At 47.2% G+C, this 22,816-nt stretch carries 25 protein-coding genes, 1 tRNA gene and 1 pseudogene; 10 read left to right on the top strand and 17 right to left on the bottom strand.

Features of this window, described 5'->3' with window-relative positions; all coding sequences use genetic code 11:
• Positions 1-7: 7 nt before the first annotated feature.
• The 6 genes from IEY39_RS15770 to IEY39_RS15745 all read right to left on the bottom strand — a co-directional run bounded on the left by IEY39_RS15770 (position 8) and on the right by IEY39_RS15745 (position 4,795).
• Positions 8-1,948, bottom strand: a complete 1,941-nt coding sequence (locus tag IEY39_RS15770) for a sigma 54-interacting transcriptional regulator (protein WP_188933234.1) — start codon at positions 1,946-1,948, stop codon at positions 8-10.
• A gap of 5 nt (positions 1,949-1,953) precedes the next feature.
• On the bottom strand, positions 1,954-2,793 hold the full coding sequence (locus IEY39_RS15765; RefSeq protein ID WP_188933233.1) for an SDR family NAD(P)-dependent oxidoreductase: 840 nt from the start codon (positions 2,791-2,793) through the stop codon (positions 1,954-1,956).
• A 69-nt stretch (positions 2,794-2,862) separates the two neighbouring features.
• Positions 2,863-3,282 carry an OsmC family protein gene (locus IEY39_RS15760; protein WP_188933232.1) on the bottom strand — a complete coding sequence of 140 codons (420 nt, stop codon included), beginning with the start codon at positions 3,280-3,282 and terminating at the stop codon, positions 2,863-2,865.
• 35 nt (positions 3,283-3,317) lie between these two features.
• The gene (locus IEY39_RS15755) at positions 3,318-4,052 is read right to left on the bottom strand and encodes an SDR family NAD(P)-dependent oxidoreductase (RefSeq protein ID WP_188933231.1); all 735 of its coding nucleotides are present in this window, start codon (positions 4,050-4,052) and stop codon (positions 3,318-3,320) included.
• A gap of 19 nt (positions 4,053-4,071) precedes the next feature.
• Positions 4,072-4,293 carry a tautomerase family protein gene (locus tag IEY39_RS15750; RefSeq protein ID WP_188933229.1) on the bottom strand — a complete coding sequence of 74 codons (222 nt, stop codon included), beginning with the start codon at positions 4,291-4,293 and terminating at the stop codon, positions 4,072-4,074.
• The gene (locus tag IEY39_RS15745; protein ID WP_188933227.1) at positions 4,280-4,795 is read right to left on the bottom strand and encodes a YceI family protein; all 516 of its coding nucleotides are present in this window, start codon (positions 4,793-4,795) and stop codon (positions 4,280-4,282) included. Before IEY39_RS15745 ends, IEY39_RS15750 begins: the two co-directional genes overlap by 14 nt.
• 209 nt (positions 4,796-5,004) lie before the next feature.
• On the opposite strand from IEY39_RS15745, the gene IEY39_RS15740 reads away from it, so the two are divergent.
• Both IEY39_RS15740 and IEY39_RS15735 read left to right on the top strand, forming a co-directional pair.
• Positions 5,005-5,757 carry an alpha/beta hydrolase gene (locus tag IEY39_RS15740; protein ID WP_188933225.1) on the top strand — a complete coding sequence of 251 codons (753 nt, stop codon included), beginning with the start codon at positions 5,005-5,007 and terminating at the stop codon, positions 5,755-5,757.
• Positions 5,748-5,874, top strand: a tRNA-Asp gene (locus IEY39_RS15735). The genes IEY39_RS15740 and IEY39_RS15735 overlap by 10 nt, the downstream gene beginning before the upstream one ends.
• 12 nt (positions 5,875-5,886) lie before the next feature.
• Here IEY39_RS15735 and IEY39_RS29820 read toward each other — a convergent pair.
• From IEY39_RS29820 to IEY39_RS15695, 8 genes and pseudogenes are all read right to left on the bottom strand, one after another.
• A pseudogene (locus IEY39_RS29820) lies at positions 5,887-6,270 on the bottom strand (AraC family transcriptional regulator); the annotation flags it as partial.
• 385 nt (positions 6,271-6,655) lie between these two features.
• A complete protein-coding gene (locus IEY39_RS15725) occupies positions 6,656-7,729 on the bottom strand; it encodes an NAD(P)H-dependent flavin oxidoreductase (RefSeq protein ID WP_188933223.1) in 1,074 nt (357 codons plus the stop codon).
• A gap of 11 nt (positions 7,730-7,740) precedes the next feature.
• Complete coding sequence (locus IEY39_RS15720; RefSeq protein WP_229688931.1) at positions 7,741-8,118, bottom strand: nuclear transport factor 2 family protein; 378 nt, start codon at positions 8,116-8,118, stop codon at positions 7,741-7,743.
• 190 nt (positions 8,119-8,308) lie between these two features.
• Complete coding sequence (locus IEY39_RS15715) at positions 8,309-8,881, bottom strand: Crp/Fnr family transcriptional regulator (protein ID WP_188933219.1); 573 nt, start codon at positions 8,879-8,881, stop codon at positions 8,309-8,311.
• 37 nt (positions 8,882-8,918) lie between these two features.
• Complete coding sequence (locus tag IEY39_RS15710) at positions 8,919-9,692, bottom strand: molybdopterin-dependent oxidoreductase (protein WP_229688930.1); 774 nt, start codon at positions 9,690-9,692, stop codon at positions 8,919-8,921.
• The gene (locus tag IEY39_RS15705) at positions 9,679-10,377 is read right to left on the bottom strand and encodes a cytochrome b/b6 domain-containing protein (protein ID WP_188933217.1); all 699 of its coding nucleotides are present in this window, start codon (positions 10,375-10,377) and stop codon (positions 9,679-9,681) included. The genes IEY39_RS15710 and IEY39_RS15705 overlap by 14 nt, the downstream gene beginning before the upstream one ends.
• 27 nt (positions 10,378-10,404) lie before the next feature.
• Positions 10,405-10,977, bottom strand: a complete 573-nt coding sequence (locus tag IEY39_RS15700) for a Crp/Fnr family transcriptional regulator (RefSeq protein ID WP_188933215.1) — start codon at positions 10,975-10,977, stop codon at positions 10,405-10,407.
• A gap of 17 nt (positions 10,978-10,994) precedes the next feature.
• The gene (locus IEY39_RS15695; RefSeq protein WP_188933213.1) at positions 10,995-11,909 is read right to left on the bottom strand and encodes an alpha/beta fold hydrolase; all 915 of its coding nucleotides are present in this window, start codon (positions 11,907-11,909) and stop codon (positions 10,995-10,997) included.
• A 237-nt stretch (positions 11,910-12,146) separates the two neighbouring features.
• Here IEY39_RS15695 and IEY39_RS15690 point away from each other — a divergent pair, with 237 nt between their 5' ends.
• From IEY39_RS15690 to IEY39_RS15670, 5 genes are all read left to right on the top strand, one after another.
• Positions 12,147-12,446, top strand: coding sequence for a putative quinol monooxygenase (locus IEY39_RS15690; protein WP_188933212.1), 300 nt, complete (start codon positions 12,147-12,149; stop codon positions 12,444-12,446).
• 49 nt (positions 12,447-12,495) lie between these two features.
• Entirely contained in the window at positions 12,496-13,221 is a 726-nt protein-coding gene (locus IEY39_RS15685; protein WP_188933211.1) for a hypothetical protein, read from the top strand.
• Between the two features lie 223 nt (positions 13,222-13,444).
• Positions 13,445-14,005: a DsbA family protein gene (locus tag IEY39_RS15680; protein ID WP_188933210.1), complete on the top strand. Its 561-nt coding sequence runs from the start codon at positions 13,445-13,447 to the stop codon at positions 14,003-14,005.
• Positions 14,006-14,179: 174 nt separating this feature from the next.
• Entirely contained in the window at positions 14,180-14,599 is a 420-nt protein-coding gene (locus IEY39_RS15675; RefSeq protein WP_188933209.1) for a DUF1348 family protein, read from the top strand.
• An 81-nt stretch (positions 14,600-14,680) separates the two neighbouring features.
• Positions 14,681-15,571: a helix-turn-helix domain-containing protein gene (locus IEY39_RS15670; protein WP_188933208.1), complete on the top strand. Its 891-nt coding sequence runs from the start codon at positions 14,681-14,683 to the stop codon at positions 15,569-15,571.
• Positions 15,572-15,597: 26 nt separating this feature from the next.
• Here the strand turns inward: IEY39_RS15670 and IEY39_RS15665 are convergent, their stop codons facing one another.
• The gene (locus tag IEY39_RS15665; RefSeq protein WP_188933207.1) at positions 15,598-17,016 is read right to left on the bottom strand and encodes a PQQ-binding-like beta-propeller repeat protein; all 1,419 of its coding nucleotides are present in this window, start codon (positions 17,014-17,016) and stop codon (positions 15,598-15,600) included.
• Between the two features lie 146 nt (positions 17,017-17,162).
• On the opposite strand from IEY39_RS15665, the gene IEY39_RS15660 reads away from it, so the two are divergent.
• Entirely contained in the window at positions 17,163-17,561 is a 399-nt protein-coding gene (locus IEY39_RS15660; protein ID WP_188933206.1) for a DoxX family protein, read from the top strand.
• Here IEY39_RS15660 and IEY39_RS15655 read toward each other — a convergent pair.
• Complete coding sequence (locus tag IEY39_RS15655; RefSeq protein ID WP_188933205.1) at positions 17,558-18,664, bottom strand: glycoside hydrolase; 1,107 nt, start codon at positions 18,662-18,664, stop codon at positions 17,558-17,560. The two genes, IEY39_RS15660 and IEY39_RS15655, sit on opposite strands and share 4 nt — an antisense overlap.
• A gap of 327 nt (positions 18,665-18,991) precedes the next feature.
• Between IEY39_RS15655 and IEY39_RS15650 the strand changes: the two genes are divergently transcribed.
• Positions 18,992-19,396, top strand: a complete 405-nt coding sequence (locus IEY39_RS15650; RefSeq protein WP_188933204.1) for a BlaI/MecI/CopY family transcriptional regulator — start codon at positions 18,992-18,994, stop codon at positions 19,394-19,396.
• Positions 19,397-19,417: 21 nt separating this feature from the next.
• A complete protein-coding gene (locus IEY39_RS15645; protein WP_188933202.1) occupies positions 19,418-21,085 on the top strand; it encodes a M56 family metallopeptidase in 1,668 nt (555 codons plus the stop codon).
• Here IEY39_RS15645 and pgm read toward each other — a convergent pair.
• On the bottom strand, positions 21,082-22,725 hold the full coding sequence (pgm, locus tag IEY39_RS15640) for a phosphoglucomutase (alpha-D-glucose-1,6-bisphosphate-dependent) (RefSeq protein ID WP_188933200.1): 1,644 nt from the start codon (positions 22,723-22,725) through the stop codon (positions 21,082-21,084). The two genes, IEY39_RS15645 and pgm, sit on opposite strands and share 4 nt — an antisense overlap.
• Positions 22,726-22,816 lie beyond the last annotated feature (91 nt).

Raw genomic sequence — 22,816 nt, 5'->3', positions numbered from 1 at the left:
CCCGACTTTATGCATTCGCAATCGGCCACGTGATCCCAAGCCGTTTCATCTTCGATGTTAGTGTCGTTGGCCGAAGTTTTAATAGTTCGGCAGCGCCTCCCCGGCCGGAAACTTTTCCATTTGCCTTTTTGAGAGCGGAAATAATATGCTCACGGTCCATCTCGATATAAGATTTTACTTCGGGTTCAATAGTTGGTATAAACTCATTTCCAGGCATCTGATCGGGCATTTCAAACGCCTCTATACGGCTCGACCGCGCCTGTAAAACGTGGCGTTCTATGAGGTGCTGCAATTCACGAATGTTGCCAGGCCAGGAATAGTCTTCCAACTGATTGAGCGCAGCGGCGGAGACGCTCATAGCCTCCGCTCTGATATTGCGCCCATAATATTGCAGGAAATATTCTGTAAGAGCCGGAATGTCCTCTCTTCTTTCCCGCAATGGAGGAAGATAAATTGGGAAAACATTGATCCGGTAGTACAGATCCATGCGAAAGCGTCCGGCCGCAATCTCCTTAAGCAGGTTTCTGTTCGTGGCTGCTATGATCCGGACGTCTGTCTTTATCGTTGCCCTGCCTCCGACACGTTCAATTTCTTTCTCCTGCAGCGCACGCAGAAGCTTGCTTTGTACCTCGATAGGTAATTCACCTATCTCATCCAGAAATAAGGTGCCGCCATTCGCTTGTTCAAATCTGCCGACTCTTCTTTCGGTTGCTCCGGTGAATGCGCCTCTCTCATGTCCGAACAATTCGGACTCCACCAGGTTGACGGGTATCGCGGCACAATTCACTTTCACCAGCGGTCGGCCTTTTCGTGGGGACAGGTGGTGGATCGCCTTAACTATCCCCTCTTTTCCCACCCCGGTTTCACCAAGTATCAGCACCGTATTATCAAACGGTGCGACTTGGATCACTTTGTCAAGGGCCTCAATTAATTTTGGACTATTGCCGATGATGCCTTCAATTCCCGGGCTCAACAACTGATTGGGCGCTTTCGATGGCTGAAATTGCTCAGACGCCCCATCATCCTCAGAAGTTTTCCTGATGCTATCTACGACATCGGCCAAAAGATCCTGCATGGAAACCATCAGATCAAGGTGATCCTGCGTATAACGTTCTCCGCCACAGCGATAAAAGGTGATACCCATATCCACGTCCCAGCGAAATAGTAAGGGAAGCCATAGTACAGCGGTAAATTTTTTGGTCTTACGTATTTTGTCCAGTAAAGGGCTAAGCGCACAAGTGTCTATGAAATCCTGTCCATTTAGAAAATGGGCATTGCTACTGCCATTGCACTTTTTTCTTGCAGCATTCATATCCGCAACATTCAATTCGCCATCGGACTGCTTTTTTTTGTCGTCTAACTTATCGTAGGCGTCGAATCCTGTTCGTTGGTAACGGTAAACTACCGAGTCGCTTTTATCTGCCAGTTTCGTGTCGATGACAATAAAATCAAAGGGCAGAAAAGAAGTAAGCGCACGGATCAGCGATAATATTTTGTCACTTTTGCTTCCCGGCATTTTGATAACAGACGTAAGCAGACCGTTTAACCACTTTTGCTGCCTGCTGATCAGTTCAATATTTTTTTGATACCGGTAAACCGCGACGTTCAAGGCAATCAGAAGTTCCTTCTCCCTGAAAGGTTTTACAAGGAAGCCGTAGGGTTTTGTCTCGATAGCCTGTTCTAGTGTCGTTGCATTTGAATTTGCTGAAAGAAAAATAAAAGGTATGTTTTTCTTATTCAGAATATGGGCCAGGTGAATTCCATTAAGGTCTCCCTTGAGAACGATATCAACCAGGACGATGTCGGGCTTGCTTTTGTTAATCAGACCAATGGCCTGATCGACCGACTTCGCAATCCCGAGCACCGCATGACCTGCGTTTTTGAGAATGATGCTTAAATTTTCCGCTTCAAGAAATTCATCCTCTATAATTAATATACTTAAGTTCATAGGTCTTATTTAAAATCCGCCCCGACTGTTACGGGTTTCCATTGCTCCAGTTCCTCGGACATTTCAGTCAGCTTTTTTGAAGCCCGGTTATAAGCATCATTCCCGAGAAACAGGTGCATTGGTGGTTCCGGGCTTTCGGCTAATTCCATAAATATCTCCGCTGCGCGGTCCGGGTCGCCTGGCTGCTTTCCATCCGAAGACAGGTAACGGTCCTGTGTGCGTTTTACTGCTTCATAACCCTCTATTTTAGTGGGGATCAGTGCAAGTGAGTTTTTGGTCAAAAAGCCGGTTCGAAAACCCGATGGTTCGGCTACAGTAACCTTAATTCCAAATTCTTTGACATCAAGCGCGATCGTTTCGGAAAAAGCAGCCACCGCCGCTTTGGTAGCCGAATAAACAGACCAGCCCGGAGCACCCACAAAACCAGCCACCGAACCGATATTAATAATGTAGCCCGATCTTTGTCTGCGCATCACCGGCAAGACACTCTTTACCACATCTATTGTAGCCAGCACGTTAACATTAAAAATGTTCCGGATATCCTGCTCTGCTATATCTTCTATTGTTCCAGCCATTCCGTATCCTGCATTGTTGACCACCACATCGATACGCCCGAATGCTGCGAGAGTTTGCTGTATGGATTCATCGATGCAATCCAGGTTGTTCAAATCGACAGCCAGCGGGAGAAAACGGTCCTTGTCTATCAGACCGACCGCCTGGCTCAGTGCATGCGCATCGCGGGAACTTGCGGCAACCCTGTAGCCATTTTCAAGCAGTTTTTTTACGAGGACCAGTCCCAGCCCCTGAGAGGCCCCTGTTACATACCATACTTTTGAAGTATTCATGATATTATATTTTTTCAGCCAGGTAGCTGCGATTGCAACTACCTGGTTAGAGGCATTAATCCTCCATCCTTATTTGTAAGAAACACTTAAAGTAATAGGCACGCTCAGCGCTTTTGATACAATGCAATTGGCCTTGGCGCCTTCTGCGATTTGCTGAAAAGCTTCGGCGGATACACCGTCGATCAATGATGCTTTCAAATCCAAATGAATGCCAGTGATCATAAGATTAGCCAAATCCACATCGAGAATGGCTTCGGTATTCAGGTCTTTCGCTACAAACCCCGCACGCTCGAGTGTTGCGCCGACTGACATGGTAAAACAGCCTGCGTGTGCCGCAGCTATCAATTCCTCCGGATTGGTACCGATACCAGACTCGAATCGAGTTTTAAAAGAATAAGGTGTTTGGTTAAGAACGGTGCTTTGTGAAGATATTTCTCCTTTACCTTCTTTAAGGGTACCCTTCCAATGAGCATTTGCTGTACGTTTCATGTTGCTTCTTTTTATTTGGTTAAGATCTTATGATATTAATTCAGGTTGTGTCCGGCTCCCAAACCGCCATCCACATTTATAATGGCGCCGTTGACAAAGTTGCTCTTGGCAACCGCGAAAACCATTTCTGCGATATCTTCCACTTCGCCCACACGGTTCAACAAATGCAAGCCCGCGCTTTGATCGGCATTGCCAGCATGCATTGGGGTGCGGATCGTACCGGGCGCAATCGTATTCACCCTGATGTTGTCCTTGCCGAATTCGCCTGCCAGCTGTATGGTCAGCGCATGTATTGCCCCCTTTGATGCCATTTGTGCAGTAATGGGTACTCCCGCAAGAGCATGGTTCACCAGGGGTGTGCCAATATTGATCACCACACCATCATGCTGCTTCTGCATTTGAGGAATAATGGCCTGGGTAGTGAAGTAAGTGCCCTTCAGGTTTGTATCCAGAAAGCGGTCAAGGTAAGCTTCGTCCACTTCCAGGAAAGGCTTGGTTTCAAAGATACCGGCGTTGTTGACCAGTACGTCCGCAGACCCAAATTTTTCAATAGCGGTTGCTAAAAGTTTCTCACCGGTGCTTTTATCCTTCACATTACCAGCTACCATGGCTAAGTTCTTGCCTCCGCCCAGTTCATGATAAACCTTCTCCAGCTTCTTAGCGTTGGAGGAATTGATCACTACATTGTCGCCGTTTGCTAAAAAGTGGCGGGCTACTTCCTTGCCGATACCTGATGAAGCACCGGTTATTATTATTGTTTGCTTTTTCATTTTATTTGTTTTTGTTGTTTTACCTTTTCCTCTCAGCGGTTATACCTTTTTCTCTCAGCACGGATACCTGCTCTCCGGCGTGCCCCCAATCGTCCAGGTCATATTCCTGGATTACCACAAAGGTTAGTTGAGGGTCTTTATTCAATACTTCACTCATCAGGTCGGTTACCCCTTTGATCAGGGCTTGTTTTTGTTCTCTTGTAACCCCCTCACGGGTCACTTCTATTTTAATGTATGGCATTTACAATTACATTTAATTCAAAATCATTATAGATCAGGTTGTCACCCAAATCTTTGAAAAAATTACCTGAGCGGAATTTCATGTCATATTTGGTACGGTCGATTACGAGTTTGCCGGTTGCAGTTAGCTGATCGCCATTAACATTGACGATTGCATCAAAACCAGCCGGATGAGTAATGCCTTTGATGGTCAGGTTGCCTTCAACGCGGTTGCCTGAGACTGAGGCGATCTCAAAAGTAGCTTCGGGATATTTTTCAGTAGAGAAGAAATCATCAGAAGCCAGGTGACCGAAGAACTGTGCATTGGTTGCAGGGTCGGTTATATCCAGTATTTTGATAGAGGTGGTATCGATGACGAATTTACCGCCGGATATTTTGCCATCATTCAAAAAAATTTCTCCTCCTTTAAAAGCAATGGTACCATTGTGTGCACCGGTTACCTTTTTGCCCACCCAATCAATGTTGCTTTGGGTGCTTACAATTTCAAATGTTTTAATTCCCATTTTCTTTGTGTTTTAATTATGACACAAAGTTGGGCAGGAATCGTCAGATGGTTATGTGACCTGGATCACATTTGAACGAGAGGGTAATTTATGTGACCCGGATCACATTTCTCAGGGAAAACAATCCATCATTTTGGGAATTTTATCCATTATTACAGGCATATTTATAGAATACATTTGTCTATTAATAACAATAGCAAAATATTCAAATGAAAATCGTAGCACTCATTATTTTCAGCAGCCTGCTTATCCGGGTTAGTCCGATAGCGGCGCAGACTCCGGCAATAAAAAACATTGTGATTGTACATGGAGCATTTTTGGATGGTTCCGCGTGGAAAGGTGTTTACACTATCCTTATCAAAAAAGGTTATCATGTATCCATTGTTCAAAACCCGCTCACCTCATTAGATGATGATGTCGAAGCAACCAAACGCATACTTGATCAACAGGATGGGCCGGTAGTACTAGTGGGTAATTCGTGGGCAGGTACAGTAATTACCCAGGCAGGTGTCGATCCAAAGGTCGTAGCACTGGTCTATGTGGCCGCTCTTCAGCCGGATAAGGGTGAGACTTCAAATCAATGGTTGGGCTCTCAACCAAGTGATCCTTCTTTGCGTTTTACAGCGCCGGATAAAAAGGGAGTTATATTTTTTGACAGAGAAACGTTCCATGCAGGTTTCTGTGCAGATCTTCCCCAGGTTACGGCAGATTTCATGAACGCTTCGCAACAGCCCATTGTTGGACAATGTTTTGCTACGCCTGTTACTGAGGCGGCCTGGAAAGATAAGCCAAGCTATGCAATTGTGGCCACCGAAGATAAAGCTCTCCTCCCGGCGATAGCGCGTAATATGTACAAGCGGGCAAATGATAAGATCACCGAGATCAAAGGTAGTCATTCGGTTTTCATCTCTCAGCCTGAGGCAGTGGCGCAGGTGATCATTGACGCATCGGAAAAAAAGTAGTTCAGTTGGCTAGTATGCCGCCTTGTCACGGCGGGGGTCGAGGCCCCGGGTTAGTGATAGGGTGGTATTTCTTAAAGAATTTCTATAGGATTGAGGAGATACTCCTGTCTTATTTTTAAAATATCGGCTGAAATGATATTTGTCATCAAAACCCAGATAAAAAGCTATTTCTTTTACAGTCTTGGAAGTAAGGTTAAGCTCTCTTTTGGCTTCCATTATGATCCTTTCAGCTATTATATCCGTTAAGGTTCTTTGAAAATGATTTTTGACAATTTTGCCAAGCGTTTTTATAGGAACATTCAATAGATCAGCATATTCACCTCCATTATGCCTGGTCTTGAAATGAAGCTCTATCAATTTTTTAAGTTCGCGCAAAAGGTTGGCATCAGTTGTACGCTGATCCTGCGGCAGTGCCGTTGTGGGTTTTAGCAACTTTATTCTAATTGCCCTGATCAAAAATATTTTGAGATATGCGATCAGAAGGTCTTGTTGAGCAAGACCGGCAAATCGCATTTCAGCCGTTATTTGTTCGATTATGTTGTAAATGGAAGAACTTTCATTTTCTGGTATATTAAAAAAAGGTGGATCATTGGGATTGTTAAAAAGTATACCCTCGGACGCCACCTCATTTTGGTGCCTGAAAATGCAAAAAAAATCGGGATGAAAATTAATCATAACTCCTTTTAGCATTGTGGCTTCGATCTTAAATGGCTGAAATGGCGAAAAGAACAATATTGTTCCTATAGAAATTTCATAATCAGCGAAGTCTGCGTTTAATTTACCATCTCCTTCTGATATCAGGATAATAGAGAAGTGGGGTACTCTTTGCAGCTCACTGAAATGTTTGTCATCTTCAAAGTGCATTATTCTGAAACCCAATTCTCCGTTTGCAGAGTTTCTAAGCATCATGGATAGTTGTTTCTTCGACCAGGGCCTCCATTAGCTCAGCAGCCTTTGTATATTTTAATGCCGGTGCGATCTGGCCGCTCCAAAAAAAGAGCATGTCCCATCTCTCCTGCTCTCTGGCCGCTTTATTTAAATGCGACATAAACTGACTCTGAAGCGGGAAGGGTAAGAAGGTATTTTCCTTATTGGCCAGGTCCTTTACAATACGGCTGGGTATTCCCCTGCCGAGTCTCCCGGTGTAGGCCCGCGACAGGGTAGTATGATCGGCCGCATCAGAAAACAGCATTAGCTTGTGCATGGCTGAAGCATTGGATTCGTCGGTTGCCAGGAAAGCAGTACCGATCTGCACAGCATCAGCACCAAGTACCAGTGCTGCGGCAACACCCTTCCCGTTTGCAATTCCACCTGCGGCAATAACCGGGATTTTTACTTTTTCTTTGATCAGCTGCAGCAAAACGAATGTTCCGGTTACAGATGATTCTGCTGGTGCCAGGAAGGACGGGCGATGGCCGCCTGCTTCAAAACCAGAAGCTATGATCGTGTCAACTCCGGCTGATTCCAGGGCGATGGCTTCATCCAGCGTAGTCGCGGACCCTACAGTAATAATCCCGAGCCTGTGGCATTGCTCCAAAATATCAGCAGATGGGATGCCGAATATAAAGCTGAATACCGATGGCCTCTGATGCAGGATAACCTCAACCTGGTTTTCAAAACGGGACTTGAATGGTGCAGGTTTTCCAGGTAAGTCAATTCCAAGCTCATCAAAATAGGGCTTGAATAATTCCTGTGCCTTTTTAAAATGGTCGTCTGACACCGTACCATCAATAGCATCAGTATCCGAGACCCACAGGTTAATATTGTAAGGCTTATCAGTGGCAGCTTTTATCTGCTGATCTACCTCTATGATCTCTTGCGGACTTAATGTATAGGCCCCGTAGCCCCCAAGCCCCCCCGCATTGGACACCGTTGATACCAGCTCAACTGAGGACAGGCTGCCGCCAAATGGCCCTTGCAGGATTGGATATCGAATACCCAATATCTCGGAAGCCTTAGTTTGATACCACATCTTGCTAAAATTTAGTTGCTGATATCAGTGATCATTTTGTTGACGATCAACCAATGGTTGTCAAACTCATGAAATGAGATGAACTCATCGTATTCAAAATCGTACATCTTAACATGCAATTTGGCAACTGCTATGGAGTTGACTACATCGATTGAAATGATCGTTCCTTTAAAGGGTTTCCCGGAATCCTTCGGGCTCTGGCGGTGGGCAACACCGTCAAGATACTGATCCAGGGTTTTAGCATAAGGCTGGCCTTTCACATCTCCAAATAGTAAGGTGCCGGGGTAGTATATCTGCCGCAGGATATTAATATCACCTTCGTAAATGCCTTTGAAGTAGTAATTTTCCAGTACCTGGGTAATTGCCGCTGAATCTTGAGTCGATTTCATATTTTTTGAATTTTGTGCCTTTAGTACCGGCATTGCGCACGATAAAAAAGCGGTCAATAAAATGATTTTTTGATTTCCCATTTCTTTGAGTTTGAATTACACCACAAAATTCGGCAGGAAATATCAGGTAGTTGTGTGACCTGGATCACTATTGGACAGGGGCGTGTATTTATGTGACGCAGATCACATTTCACGCCTGGTATAGGCGGCTGAGTGTTTCCCTGGAAACACCTAAATAGGCGGCTATCAGGTTTTTAGGTACAATGTTATACAGTTCCGGGTATAGCCTTAAGAGCTCCTCGTACCGGCATTTTACATTACTATTCATAAAGGATAGCAGCCTTTTCTGAGCTGCGACATAGCCTCTATTGGTTCGCCACCGGAAAAAATGTTCCGCCTCGTGAAGCTCGGCGCATAGCCTCTCCCGGTGATCATTGGTAAGACTAAGTACTTCGGTATCAGTAATACAGTCAACGCTGATCGTAGCCTTGGTATCATTATACAAAGCATTGTAATCGGAGGCCCACCAGGTTGGCATGGCAAACTGCAGGATGAACATTTTCAAATTATCGTTGACATAGAAAGACTTCAGGCAGCCTGAAATCACGAAATATTCGCAATTCACTGCATCGCCCTCACTGATTATTACCTGCCCCTTTTTAAAACCCTGCCTTTTAAAAAAGGAGAAAAAATATTCAAACTGCTCATCAGTCAACGAGGCAAATCTGGCCACATGAGCTTTTAAGATTTCTTTGGCTTCCATTGTATATGCTAAGTTAAGAACAAAAGCCACTCGCACTCTATAACCCTGAATAATAATCATATCCCCGTTCGGCCCAGTAGTCGCGCGGACGGCTGTTACTAAAGGTGATCGTCCCAATACGTTTGAGGTTTTTGATGCCGTACTTTACCGGGATGATCAGGCGGAGGGGTTGCCCGTGTTTACCATTCAACAACTCATCGTTCATTTGGTAGGCCAGCAAAGTTTGCGGATGCATGGCGCTTGGCATATCTATCCCTACATAGTATTGTTGGTCGGGAGTTTCCAAGCCTACATATCCCATCCCGGATTCGGCCTCCAGGCTATAATGGGCCATAAAATCACGGAAACTCACCCCCTCCCAGTGCGATATCTGGTCCCAGCCTTCAACGCATTTAAAATCATAGGTAATCTCTGTTTTGGGCAGTTTCATTAGTTCATTAAGCGTGATCTGCAACGTTTCCCCAGAGATCCTTTTTACCTGTAGCTTCCAGTTTTCGGGCGGCAATTCTCCTGCTGAACCAATGTCGCTGTTATGCCTTATTTGTTGTACGGCCATTGAGCGAGGGTAGGTTTTTACCAGATGGTTCTCATTAAAGGTCAGCCTCCTGAAAAATAATTCTGTTTTATTTAATGCTCTGCGCAGAGGTTTATGCGCACCTGCAGTTATGTCCGGAGTTTCATCGGGTGATTTGTATAACCATCTAAAGCCAGTATAGGTGCTTGCAATGTAAGCGCCAAAAAAAGCAAAAGAGATAAAGTTTCTGCGCTTGATCTTTCTCTCCGTCATTAGTCCTTCTTTAGACTTTTTCATCACCATTGTTATTTTCAATTTTAGGTTCAGGTCGAACGTTCACCACTTCAAATCCGGATACCACCGATCTGAAATTATTCCATCCCGCAAGAATAACCTGTATAACATGTATCAGAAAAAAGAAAACATAGCCAATAGTCAATACAAAATGCCATATCCGGGCTAAATGGTAACCGCCGCACAACCAGCACAGCCAATTAAACTGCACAGGCTTGTAAATAGCCAGTCCGGTAACCAGTGAACCCAATCCCATGATAATAATGGCAGTGTAGGCAATGCGCTGGGCGGCATTGTACTTATCCTGGGGCGGCGCCATTTTTCGGATATGAAGATCATGCAATACCACCAGCCATGCTTCTTTAAATGAATGCCGGTTGGGCAGCAGTTGCCTCCACTGGCCGGAGATGATCGTATAAAGCACGTATACAAATCCGTTTAACGCAAAAAGCCACATGAACAGAAAATGGAAAGCCATTCCCTCAGCCAGGCGCCCGGGTACGTGGAGAAGATTGTAGAACCAGTCAGGAAAGAAGTGAACATAAGTATGCCCCAAAAGAGTGATCTTGTATTCATCATTTGCCCAGTAGATCAACATTCCGCTCCAGATCATAATGGTCAGGATAGGGAAATTTACCCAGTGCGTCCATCTCATTAAAAGCGGATGCTTTTCTTTAATGCCTTTCATTTTGGTTGCCTTTATTTTCATGACATTTCACACCTGGTATAGTCGGCTGAGTGTTTCCCTGGAAACGCCTAAATAAGCGGCTATCAGGTTTTTCGGCACAATATTATAGAGTTCCGGGTACACCCTTAAGAGCTCCTCGTACCGGCATTTAATATCATTATTCATGATGGACAGCAGTCTTTTTTGAGCTGCGACATAGCCTCTATTGGTTCGCCACCGGAAAAAATATTCCGCCCCGCGAAGTTCGTTACATAGGTTTTCCCTGTGAGCATTGCTAAGACAAAGCACTTCCGTATCAGTAATACAGTCAACGCTTATCGTAGCCCTGGTATGATTATACAAAGCATAGTAATCGGAGGCCCACCAGGTTGGCATGGCAAACTGCAGGATGAGCATTTTAAGATTATCGTTGATAAAGAAGGATTTCAGGCAGCCGGAAATCACGAAATATTCGCAATTGACTGCATCTCCCACACTGATTATTGCCTGTCCCTTTTTAAAACTCTGTCTTTTGAAAAAGGAGAGAAATAATTCAAACTGCTCATCACTCAACGAGGCAAATTTAGCCACATGAGTTTTTAATATCTCTTTGGCTTCCATTGTATATACCTGGTGAATTAGTTACCTGCAAATTCTATTAGCTCTTTGTTGAATTTATCAGCTTCTTCCACAAATAATGCATGGCCGCTTTTTTCGAAAGGAACGAGTTTTGAATTAGGAATAGCCTTGTTGAGCTGTTCGGCTAATTGATAACTCACGATGCTGTCCAAACGTCCCTGAAGGATCAAGGTATTGACTTTTATCGCTTTCAAACTTTCCCGTTCGTCGGCGTCACGCAAAACCATTAGCATTTGCTGAACAGCAAAGCCGGAAGCCTTCAAATTTATTGTACCCAACCAGGCGGCAATGCCCGCGGGTACAGATGTGCTTGTTGCTGTGAACTTTTTTCCGAACTCCTCATACAGGGCCGGGCGGTTGACGCTGGCCAGTTCAATAAGCTGGTTGATGTCCTCTTTGGTAAAAAAGCTGTACGGAAAGTCAGGTTGTTTTGTCCAGCAAGGCGCCGCAGCAGCGAACAATGCCAACTTGCCTACATGGGATCCGTGATGCCGGTTCATGTAATGGATCGCTATGGCGCCACCCATTGAAAACCCACCGAGTACGGCGTTATCTAATTGGAGTTGATCAAGCACCGACTTAATGTCATCTGCATAAGTATCGTAGTTATACCCTGCGCCAGGTTTGTCCGAGTGGCCGAAACCTCTCATGGTGATTCCGATAGCTCTGAAGCCGGCTTTGGCAAGTGCCCCGTACTGGTATTCGTACATTTCGTCACTTAATGGGAAACCGTGAATAAGGACTATAGGTCGACCCTTACCGATATCCGTAACGTGAAGACGAACATTTTTTGCCACCTCGATATATTCAGGGTGGCTTATTTGCTGAGCATCCGCCGGGGCGTGTAAGAGCAAACTGGCAATAGCCGACAATAGATAAAACGGTAACGATCTCAGTTTTTTGAATGAGTACATAATGGAAGTGATTTTAATTATTAGGGCCTGGTAAATCCCACTTTCGTGCCAACACTTTGCCAATTAGCAATCAAATACTTATCCTCTTTACTGGGTTATCCGGAAAATGTTATTTCGTGAAATCGTAAAATTATTTGACATGTCGTAATCGTTCAAATAGTGATCCAGGTCACTAAATCTAACTATACGCGTCAATACCTTTGACTCGAAATTTACTGATTAATTAAACTCAATTTTATGGTCAAGTTATCATTACTGGTAAGGCTGGAAGCCAAGCCAGGCAAAGAAAAAGAGCTGGAAGAACTTCTCACCACTTCACTCCCGATGGCACAGAATGAACCGGGCACCATCCACTGGTTCGCTCTCCGTATCGGTCCCTCCACGTATGGAATTTTTGACACCTTCGAGAAGGAAGAAGGCAGGCAGGCGCATTTGAATGGACCTATTGCTGCTGCATTGGTGGCCAAAGTCCCCGAGTTGTTGTCTCAGCCTCCCGTGATCGAGCAGGTCGACCTGCTCGCAGTGAAGGCGAAATAACTTCTCAATCCGGCATTATATATTCAAGCGACAGTTTAAAATAAGAAAGATGAAAAAGCAATTCAAAACAAATTTGCAATCACGAAGCACCTTGTTAGCTCTATCCCTGGCCTTTATCCTGACAAACGGTTGTACTTCAAACGAGTCGAATGCACATGCTACGGCGCCTGCGGATAGTACTTCAAAGTCAGCTGATGAAATAGTTCCGCCAACCAATCCCAACGGTTTTAGCGGAGCAATTGGCAATGTGGTTAAATACGCCGATAATCAGGTTGAAATCTCCGCAGGCGACAAACCAGTATTCATCAAATTGACGGACTCGCTTCGCATCTATGCTCCGTCACCCAGCAGCCTCGCTAATGTAAAGAGTTCGGAGTATATCGGTGTGATCAGTAAAAAACAACCCGACCAACCAGATCAGGCTGTCCAGGTGCTGATACTGCCGGAAGAATTGCGCGGGTTGAACGAGGGAAGCTTCATGCTGCCTGCCGACAAAGGAGCCGAAAGCCCCGGTCGCATGACCAATGGCTCGGCTTCCGACATAGCCAACAGCGGTGCTTCCCGGATGTCGAACGGAAGCGTATCGGAAGCAGACACGACATCACTGACGCTCCAATATCAGGGACATGCAAGAACGGTAAATGTCCCCCCCGGAACGCCGGTGGTGGAGTACAAGGTCTCGAGCAAAAAGCCCAGTTCGGGAGATAAGATCTTCTTGCTGGTAAAAAAGGATGATCACGATTCGTTGACGAGCTCGAAGATCGTGTGCTTTTGATCAGTTTGGGGGTTTAAAGATCAAGCTCCGGAAGCGGCCCCGCGACCGGGGCTTTTTTGTGTCTATCTATTTGCGGGGTGTGTGAAAAAGAATGAATGTTTTTGATATTTCGATAAAACGTATCGAAAAGACGGTATTTCGTCATCCCGCCCAACCGAAATAGTCCACATCTCCATGGTAACTAATTGCTTATATTCTGGCATGCAAATAGTAATCTAACGGTATGTTACATCCAAACTTCAGAACGGACTACGATCATTATCTTGGCTGCCCGCGCGCTCCGCTGGAACTCATTCAGTATGGCGACTTCCAATGTGAGCACTGCGCCGATGTTTATCCGGTGATCAAATGGTTACTGGACTCCTTTGGCGACCGCCTCAAATTCGTCTATCGCCACTACCCGATACCCACCCGGCACCCGCTCTCCCTGGAGGCTGCCGTGGCTACTGAGTCCGCGGCGTTGCAGGGGAAGTTTTGGTACATGCATGATATAATCTATGAAAACCAAAAATTCCTGACACGAACCTCTTTCAGTGAATTCGCCAGGGAGATCGATCTTGATACCTGCGCATTTGAGGACTGCCGGGAACACCGGAAATTATTCCGGAAAGTCATCAGCGATTTCGAGGGTGGAGTAAGAGGCGGGGTGGACAGCAGCCCCACTTTCTTCATCAATGGCGCCCGGTATAATGGCTTTAATGATTTTGAGAATTTATACTCGGCATTGCAAAATATCAACCAATTTGAATGTAAAACAATAGAAAGGTCAGTCAGGAAAACTTAGATGAACAACAACGACTTCACAGGTTGGTTTTAGGGTTAGGCAAATGAGGCCGTCTCAGAAATATGAGGCGGCCTTACTTTTTCGTTGCTTCGAAATTGTCCATGCGAATGGCTTTTCTATCCATGTTCCTGACTTCGGAAGGCGAGTAGTTTTGTATTATTAAAACGATTATTTATGAACAAAGCAATTCAATTTCCTACGCCACCCTGGGATATGGATATGGCCGCAGAACGGCTGAAATTTGAAGAAGAAGCCTGGAATACGCGTGATCCGGAGCGAATTTCTGAAGGGTATGCCGACAATATCGAAATGCGCGACGGGGCTGCATTTGTCAATGACAAGAACCAACTGAAAAGCTTTCTGGTACAGAAACTCGCCCATCAGTCGGATCTTCGGCTAAAGTTGGATCTGTGGGGAGCCTTGAAAGCCCGCATGGCCGTCAGGTTCGAAGCGGAATGGAGAGACCAATCCGGGCAATGGTTTCATGCTTATGGAGTACAGGTGCTGCAGTTCAATGAGAGCGGACAGATCGAAAGGCGATTCGCCAGCCAGGAGGTTATTACGGTCACAACCAACGAGCGGAAACTGCCTTAATTCCGACGGAGACCGGGTTGACGACTAATTTCGAAAGTCAGACAGAAGCGGCTCGAGACGCTTTTGTTTTACCTTTGATCGATGATGGAGAATGCCACACCATATGCAGTAAAGCTGGTAGATCAGCGAACCGGAGATGCAGCTTTAAACTTATCGACATTCGGGGAGGTCGGTGATTTTGCCTCTCCCAGGCAATATCCCTGCTTTTCAATGTTACTTGTCCTCCGGGGCGTAGGCTTCGCCATAAGAGATGGCGCTGAATATGAATTTAATGAGCCTGCCCTGCTTACTTTCTCCTTATATCAAACAATGATGATAAGATCTAAGGGCGAATTCAAAGGAATTCTGATCCAGTTCACTCCTTCCTTTTTTTGCCTCTTTAAACATCGGCAGGACGTGTCCTGCAATGGCGTACTTTTTAATAACTTGTACGATACGCCGTTGGTCAGGCTGACACCCGCAGAAGCCGATGCACAGGTGATGCTCACGAAGCAGATGAGAGACGAAATGAATGGTCATAGTGATCCGGATCAGGATGTATTGATCTCTTATCTTAAGATTTTTTTGATCAATGCATCCCGAATCAAGATCGATCAACAAAAGGAAGCTGTCGAAACCCAGGCGGCTGCGCCGCTGGCCACTGCCCTGAAGGAAGAGATTGAAGTGCATTTCAGAAAAATTCACAATGCGTCCGGATATGCCGGTCTTCTCCATTCAACGACATCCACTCTAAACCGGCTGAGCAAGCTCCATTTCAAGAAGACCCTTACCAATCTGATCGCAGACCGATTGATCATCGAAGCCAAGCGCGAACTTTATCTTACGGCCAAACCGGTTAAGGAAATTGCCTTCGAGCTAGGATACGATGACGAGTTTTACTTTAGCCGATTCTTCCGGAGGCAGACCGGGATCTCGCCACAGACCTTTCGCAATACAATAGGGCTTTACCCGGCTAAAACAGGCGGATATTAATTTCCCGGATTTAAAATAACCGATTCTTAATTCTGCTCGCCGGATTCCGCAGGATGATAGGTAGTCCCGCTGGAGTCGATCAGACATATACTGGAGGCGAATTGCCCGACGTTGGACGTCCATACGGAACTTCCGTCGGCCGTGTTCAATACGATTACATGACCATACATATCCGTTATATACAATCTCCCATTGGCTACTACCGGACTGGAAAAAATATAATACCCAACATTATAAGACCATAGAGAGTGGCCATTTGTAGCGTCATGCGCATAAACGTGGCCATTGATGCTGCCGACAAATACTTTCCCATTGGCTACGTATGGACTGGACATCCCGTTGTAGTCTGGTCCCACTGTGTCATGATCGACGTACCATTTTTGCGTACCAGTCAACGGATCGGTCGCAATGATCAAATTTTCAGGAGCCGTATATATAATCCCGTTGCCGGCAGCAGGACTGGCATTTGCTAAATAATCAGTATTATCCCATACCAGATTTCCGCTATTGGCCTGGACTGCATAAAAGTAGGCACCTTGGGAACCTATATATACAATATTGTTCAGGACCAGGGGATTCTCGATGAAGGGATCGCCGCTGCCCTTGAACCGCCAATTTTGCGCGCCGGTATTGGCATCGATTGAATACAAGTAGCCATCCACACCGCCGACATATAAGCTCGAATTGTACAATGTCGGCCCCGAGTGGAAGGGAAAGTTTGTTGTAAAAGACCATTTTACCGTTCCGGTCTTAGCGTCGACGGCCCTTACAGTCCCATCGGCAAAACTTCCATAAATAGTGCCATTTACAAATATCGGTACTGGAAAAGCCGGGCCAGGCGATTTTATATTAAATGTATCCCTCAACGCTGTAAAAGACATCTTCCATGCCAGTGATCCGTTGTTTGCATTCACCGCATACAATCCGTCATAGCCGGTTGTAAATACCATGCCGTTGCCGGCAGTTGGGCATGACAACGATGTAGTGCCACATTGATAGGTCCAGTTGACCCCACTGGTTATGGGGTCCAGACATGTCAGTTTACCGGTTCCATCTGTTACATATAGTGCGCTTTTGTGATTTACCACCACCTTAAATGTCTTGGTGCTGCCATCATCGGCTGTGACCGTGTAAGTAACGCCGGATGTAAAATCTTGCGGTGAACCAGCCGCCGGAGCGACCGATTTACCAATGATCGTTATAAAAGGAACAAGCGAAGTAACAGGCGTCTGTGCCGGCAGGTTTAGTTGGATGGTATCGTTCACAAAAACCCCGATAACATCCGCAGTCAGAACAGTAGGGTTGTCTGCTTTCTTCAGTTCGAATAGCGTAATGTCCTTCTCCGACGAAGGCGGTGGAGGCACCGGCGCCGGATGGTCTTTATGACAAGCCAGCATTGCGAGGAGTAGTAAAGTCAGGCAGAAGGGTGAAAGGTATTGACGCATGGATGCAATTTCACTAATTTTGACCTTCGCCCGCATTAAGTGTCAGTAACTTTTTCTGTCGCAAAATGCCCTTCTTTTGTCGTAATACCGGATTGCCGATTGTTGAGACAGGCAATAGCTTTGTATCAACGAAAAAATATAACATTATGAAAAAGACTGTCATCATCCACCGCATTCTCACCGGCCTGCTGATCATATTTTTTGGATTAGGATCCATACCCGATATCCTGAAGGTCAGCGATGCCGTCGCCTTGTTCAAACACCTCAGCCTCCCGACTTACCTGTTGCCCTTTCTTGGTACGGCCAAACTGCTTGGGTGCATCACTCTTTTGTTGCCCAACTATCCCAGACTCAAGGAATGGGTTTACGCCGGCTTGACATTCGACCTGACGGGCGCCACTTTCTGCGGCCTTTCCTCGGGCGACTCACCGCTGACGGTGGCTCCTATGCTCATTGGCTTTGCGCTGATCGCCGGTTCTTATATTTATTATCACAAGCGGCGTGCAGGCTTAGCCGCAATCTCCGGGCACGCGATGGGTCATTAATTCGACACCAGCGTGGTAATGCTTTGGGCCGGGAGAGGATAGCTAAACGATGCGCCGGCAACACTGACCACGCCTTCTGTCGAAAGGCTCTTGCTGGCTGACGTGATATGTGGCGTAAAGGAAGCCGGGGTGCTTCCGCTGATCGAAAAAGGTTGGTTAACAACAACCGTTGCCATATTGACTGCTACGATGACCAGGCTGGGACCATCTTTGTAAGCGCTGATATAAATATTGCTCGTTGGGTTGTAGGGCACATTGACCCTTTGATAGCCCGGCCTTATATATTTGGAAAATTGGGCCATGACAAAACCTCTCTTAGTCGGATTATCATTTTGGTCGATCGGGCCATAGAACCTTTTCAGATACCACCAGTTGTATACACTATAACCGGCCACAGCCATACAATCGCTCATCTCTTTGGCGGTGTTCAGCGCGCCGTTCCAGTCCGTGCTGGTGTCAAGGTGTTCGGTCATCCAGATCTCTTTGCCCGCCGACACCGCCGGCGGATAAGGCGCCAGTCCACCGCCATAAATGTGGCCGCCTACGATCGACAGGTGCGAGGCTGCCACCGAATCGTTGAGGATGGCATCGGTATAGGATTGATCGAAGTGATAGGATTCGCAGGCAATAAGCCGCGTGTTCTTGATAGCGGGTGCATTGTTCTTTACAAAATTGAACATCTGCTGCGGTGTCCAGTCGCAGGACTCATAGGTCACGGTGATATCGGGTTCGTTCTGGACGGATATGGCGTATAGGGGAGCGCCATTAGCAGACATATAGGTGGCAAAACTATCCAGGTAATTGGCATAGGCAGCGTAAGAAGCAGTATCCAGCATTCCGCCGATAGTGCTGCCGTTGGTTTTAAGATTGGCCGGAGGTGACCAGGGTGTTGCCATTACGATAGCTCCGTTGGCCATCGCTTTCCGGGCATTTCCGAGCTCTGTGCCCCAATTAGCCTGTCCGCCCGGATCGACCCGGATGCGCAACACCGTGAGGCCCAATTGCGATGAAGTTGAGTTGCCATATAAGGTATTCATCTCGCTTGTGGTCAGCGAGCCCAGGAAAACTGTCGCCCCACCAAAACCCCGGATGGTCTGATTCACTTTGGAAGCATCTATGGCAGCCTGCGTGCCCTGGGTGGTATCTTGTTTGGGTGGCCCGCCGGAACCAGCAGGCGACTGCGAACTTGATTTACTGCAAGCGATTACAATAAAAATTGATAAGGCAGAGATGGCAAAGCGAAGATTTCGGGAACTCATAAAAAGCAGTGGCAGTGGTATAATGCTGTCCAGCACTATAAAATAAGCATAAAAATCCGAATTTGCAACCGATTGCACAATAGTATCTAAATCATCCCATTTGCATGGCCAGCCGACCAAAAAATCTCCACTAATATTTGGGACGTACGTTTATTATCGTACCTTTAATGCATGGCACGCCCTTCCAACGATAAAACTACCGGGACAACCCCGGCCAGGTCCGAACTGGAGGTATTGAAGATCCTCTGGAAACATGGCCCTTCCACTGTCCGTTTCGTACACGACACGCTGAATGAAGGTGAAAAGACCGTTCAATATACTTCTACGCTGAAGCTCATGCAGGTGATGACCGAAAAAGGAATGCTGCAAAGGGATGAGACCAACATGAAGCACATCTATATCCCGGTGCTGGAAGAGCAGAAGACCATGGGGCTTGTTCTGGAAAAATTCCTGGAGAACATGTACAACGGCTCCATCGGCGACCTGCTGGTTGCCTTTTTAAAGAACACCAAATCCTCGAAAAAAGAAGTAAAGAAACTCAAAGAGTTGCTCGATCAACTCGACCAATCAGAATAATCATTTTATAAATATCATCTTATGAGCACAGCGATATGCTGGACACTCGTCCACTCGATATGGCAAGGTCTCCTTTTGGCCCTCTTCGCAGGCATCGTACTCTTCGCCACCAGGACATCCCGCCCCGCATTGAGATACTATCTGCTCTCCGGGCTATTCGTTCTTTTCGCCGGCGCAACCCTGGTTACTTTTATATGGGAGTGGAATAATATCCCTGCCGATGAAACTGCGGCGGCCATGCCTCAGTTGACGGAAGTGAACGGTCGGCCGCACGCATTCGACAGCATCGCCACCGGCGAGAGTTACCTGCAACAACTGGCACAATTCTTATCCCTGCATGCCCTGCTCATCGTCTCTGTTTGGGGCTGCATCCTGAGTTATAGGCTAGTAAGAACAGGCTATGCTATCTTCTACACGCGTTATATCCGAGACCATCGCTCAACCCCGCTCACAGCCGACTGGCAGCAGCGACTCACATCGCTTTGCGCACGGCTGAAGATCAGCAAACCGGTACGGATGCTGGAATCCGGCCTCATACAAATGCCTGCCGTATTTGGTCATTGGAAACCCGTGATCTTTATCCCCGCCGGTCTTTTGGCCCAACTGCCACCCGACCAGGTTGAAGCTATACTTGCGCACGAACTGGCCCATGTTCGCCGTAGCGACTTCCTGATAAATTTATTGCAGAATATGGTCGAAACTATCTTCTTCTTCAACCCCGCCGTTTGGTGGCTGTCCTCGCTTATCCGGCAGGAACGGGAGCATTGCTGTGACGATATCGCCATCGCGCAGACAGGGGATAAAAAACAGCTCGTCCGGGCGCTTGTCAGCTTCAAGCAGTTCGCTATTACCAATCATTCGAGACTAGCCGTTGGCTTTCCCGGCGACCGGAATTCCTTTATCAACAGAATAGCCCGCATCGTCCAGAATAAGAACCGGACGATAAATTCCGCCGAAAGCCTCTTTCTCGCACTAAGCCTGACGGTCGTCGGCATGCTGACCCTTGCCTTTGTCCAACACAACCAGCAGGGTAATGGCCAGGTGCCACCGGTGACGTCCAAGACCCACGGCGTCCAGGTTTCCAAAAACACAGCGCCAGCATTGATCACAAGAGATACGACGCCCAAACCCTCGAAAGATACGCCGATCATCATCCGCGATGCCAAACTACCCAAGATCGTCTCCGATGGAAAAAAGGCGCAGGTGGTGGCCGATACGCCACATATGGATGCCGACAATGTTCAGTTGAGGGCCGAAAAGGAGGAATTGGAAACCGCAATTAAAGAAATGAATGCCAAAAGAGAAGATCTGGAAGCTGTTCAAAGAGAAATAAATGCTAAACAAGAGCAACTTGAAATTGCTCAAAAAGAGACAAATGCCAAACAAGAACGGCTGGCAGCCGCTCAAAAAGATATGGAGATCAAACAAAAGCAACTGATGATCGACCGGGAGCAACTGGAAAAAGAAAAGCAAAAACTGCAGGCGATCCGGGAGATCATGGAGGATATTATGAAACAACACCTCGTAGGTTCGGCTAAGGAGCTAAAGTCCTTTTCTCTTACCCACGAAGCATTTATCATCAACGGGGAAAAACAAACGGCCGAAGTCTATCAGTGGTTTAAAAACAAATATATCCATAGTGCAACCGATGCGTATCAGGCGGAAGGCCAATTTAGCGTGGACCACTAGGCCTTCAGCGCTTCATTGACTATTGCCTGCGCCTGCTCTTGTATTTGTTTCAGATGATCTTCTCCACGGAAACTCTCCGCATAGATCTTATAGATATCCTCCGTTCCCGAAGGCCGCGCGGCAAACCACCCGTTTTCGGTCGTTACCTTCAATCCGCCGATAGCAGCGTCATTACCCGGCGCAGTAGTAAGGATACCGGTGATCTTTTCACCAGCCATCTCTTTTTGTTTGATCATGGAAGCTGAGAGCTTAGACAGCTTTTGTTTCTCTGCCGGCGTTGCCCTTGCTTCCATCCGGTCGTATATTGGGTTGCCCAGTTCGCGCGTCAGTTCCTGGTAGATTTGGGACGGGTCCTTCCCCATGACGGCCGTCATCTCAGCCGCCAGCAGACCCGCTATCATCCCATCCTTATCCGTCGTCCAGACCTTCCCATTGCTGCGGAGGAAAGAAGCGCCCGCGCTTTCTTCGCCTACAAAACCCAGGGTTCCGGCAAGCAATCCATCCACAAACCATTTGAATCCCACGGGCGTCTCGTACAATCCGCGGTTGAGTTTGGCGGCGATGCGGTCGATGAGCTGACTGCTGACAAGCGTCTTCCCCACCTTGGCCGTTGCCGGCCATTTCGGCCGGTGAAGAAAAAGATAATAGATAGCGGCCGACAGATAGTGATTAGGCTGCATCAGCCCCGACCCACGGGTAACGATACCATGCCGGTCGTGATCGGTGTCACAGGCAAAAGCGATATCGAACCGGTCTTTCAATCCAACCAGCTTCGCCATGGCATAGGGGGAAGAGGGGTCCATGCGGATCTGCCCATCCCAATCCACGGTCATAAAGCGGAAGGTCGGGTCTACCGTTGTCGACGTCACGGTTAGGTCAAGATTGTAATGATCTGCAATAGGCTGCCAGTAGTCGACGCCGGCGCCACCCAGCGGATCGACGCCAAAATGGATCTTCGCATCCCTGATCCTGTCCATATCGATGATATTCCCCAGATCGGCGATATAGGGGTGTAGAAAATCATACCGGTGCGTCGTCGCGGCGTGTAGCGCCTTGGAATAGGTGATGCGCTTGACGCCCTGGAGCCCATTCTCCAAAAATTCGTTCGCCTTCTTCTGCACCCAATCGGTGATGGCAGGCTCGGCAGGACCGCCATGTGGTGGATTGTATTTAAAACCACCGTCGCGGGGCGGGTTATGGGAAGGGGTGATCACGATGCCATCGGCAAGACCTGTCGTCCGCCCGTGGTTGTAGGTAAGGATGGCGTGCGAAAGCACCGGTGTCGGCGTGTAATCGGTTCCATCCGCGATCATCACTTCTACTCCATTGGCTGCCAGCACCTCCAGGGCGGAGATCTGCGCCGGCCAGGAAAGCGCGTGGGTGTCCATCGCAAGGAATATCGGACCGTCTATCCGTTGCTGCTGACGATATAGACAGATTGCCTGCGTAATGGCAACGATATGCGTTTCGGTAAACGCGGAGTCAAAGGAAGAACCCCGGTGCCCCGAAGTTCCAAAAGCCACCCGTTGCCCCGGGATGGCGGGGTCGGGCGTCTCCGTATAGTATGCCGTGATCAATCGGGTAACATCAACCAATTGTTGCGGTTCGGCAGGCTTCCCCGCCAGTGGACTGATTGCCATAGTTGTATTTTTTATTGCTCACAGGAGCAGCTCTCGGGAGACCCGATGGACTACAAAATTAATACCCGTTTTTTACTGCCGGTCATTATTT

Source organism: Puia dinghuensis, assembly GCF_014642875.1.
In the GTDB taxonomy this organism is placed as follows: Bacteria; Bacteroidota; Bacteroidia; order Chitinophagales; family Chitinophagaceae; genus Puia; species Puia dinghuensis.
Note: the sequence above shows the minus strand (reverse complement) of the source record. Positions and strands in the feature narration are given on the sequence as shown.

Coding starts and splice junctions, on each gene's coding strand:
- IEY39_RS15750 (WP_188933229.1), bottom strand. CDS start 4,293: ATGCCATACATTAAAATAGAAGTGACCCGTGAGGGGGTTACAAGAGAA.
- IEY39_RS15675 (WP_188933209.1), top strand. CDS start 14,180: ATGAACAAAGCAATTCAATTTCCTACGCCACCCTGGGATATGGATATG.
- IEY39_RS15685 (WP_188933211.1), top strand. CDS start 12,496: ATGAAAAAGCAATTCAAAACAAATTTGCAATCACGAAGCACCTTGTTA.
- IEY39_RS15755 (WP_188933231.1), bottom strand. CDS start 4,052: ATGAAAAAGCAAACAATAATAATAACCGGTGCTTCATCAGGTATCGGC.
- IEY39_RS15720 (WP_229688931.1), bottom strand. CDS start 8,118: ATGAAATCGACTCAAGATTCAGCGGCAATTACCCAGGTACTGGAAAAT.
- IEY39_RS15690 (WP_188933212.1), top strand. CDS start 12,147: ATGGTCAAGTTATCATTACTGGTAAGGCTGGAAGCCAAGCCAGGCAAA.
- IEY39_RS15745 (WP_188933227.1), bottom strand. CDS start 4,795: ATGGGAATTAAAACATTTGAAATTGTAAGCACCCAAAGCAACATTGAT.
- IEY39_RS15715 (WP_188933219.1), bottom strand. CDS start 8,881: ATGGAAGCCAAAGAAATCTTAAAAGCTCATGTGGCCAGATTTGCCTCG.
- IEY39_RS15765 (WP_188933233.1), bottom strand. CDS start 2,793: ATGAATACTTCAAAAGTATGGTATGTAACAGGGGCCTCTCAGGGGCTG.
- IEY39_RS15740 (WP_188933225.1), top strand. CDS start 5,005: ATGAAAATCGTAGCACTCATTATTTTCAGCAGCCTGCTTATCCGGGTT.
- IEY39_RS15695 (WP_188933213.1), bottom strand. CDS start 11,909: ATGTACTCATTCAAAAAACTGAGATCGTTACCGTTTTATCTATTGTCG.
- IEY39_RS15770 (WP_188933234.1), bottom strand. CDS start 1,948: ATGAACTTAAGTATATTAATTATAGAGGATGAATTTCTTGAAGCGGAA.
- IEY39_RS15660 (WP_188933206.1), top strand. CDS start 17,163: ATGAAAAAGACTGTCATCATCCACCGCATTCTCACCGGCCTGCTGATC.
- pgm (WP_188933200.1), bottom strand. CDS start 22,725: ATGGCAATCAGTCCACTGGCGGGGAAGCCTGCCGAACCGCAACAATTG.
- IEY39_RS15710 (WP_229688930.1), bottom strand. CDS start 9,692: ATGAAAAAGTCTAAAGAAGGACTAATGACGGAGAGAAAGATCAAGCGC.
- IEY39_RS15680 (WP_188933210.1), top strand. CDS start 13,445: ATGTTACATCCAAACTTCAGAACGGACTACGATCATTATCTTGGCTGC.
- IEY39_RS15725 (WP_188933223.1), bottom strand. CDS start 7,729: ATGTGGTATCAAACTAAGGCTTCCGAGATATTGGGTATTCGATATCCA.
- IEY39_RS15700 (WP_188933215.1), bottom strand. CDS start 10,977: ATGGAAGCCAAAGAGATATTAAAAACTCATGTGGCTAAATTTGCCTCG.
- IEY39_RS15645 (WP_188933202.1), top strand. CDS start 19,418: ATGAGCACAGCGATATGCTGGACACTCGTCCACTCGATATGGCAAGGT.
- IEY39_RS15670 (WP_188933208.1), top strand. CDS start 14,681: ATGATGGAGAATGCCACACCATATGCAGTAAAGCTGGTAGATCAGCGA.
- IEY39_RS15760 (WP_188933232.1), bottom strand. CDS start 3,282: ATGAAACGTACAGCAAATGCTCATTGGAAGGGTACCCTTAAAGAAGGT.
- IEY39_RS15650 (WP_188933204.1), top strand. CDS start 18,992: ATGGCACGCCCTTCCAACGATAAAACTACCGGGACAACCCCGGCCAGG.
- IEY39_RS15665 (WP_188933207.1), bottom strand. CDS start 17,016: ATGCGTCAATACCTTTCACCCTTCTGCCTGACTTTACTACTCCTCGCA.
- IEY39_RS15705 (WP_188933217.1), bottom strand. CDS start 10,377: ATGAAAGGCATTAAAGAAAAGCATCCGCTTTTAATGAGATGGACGCAC.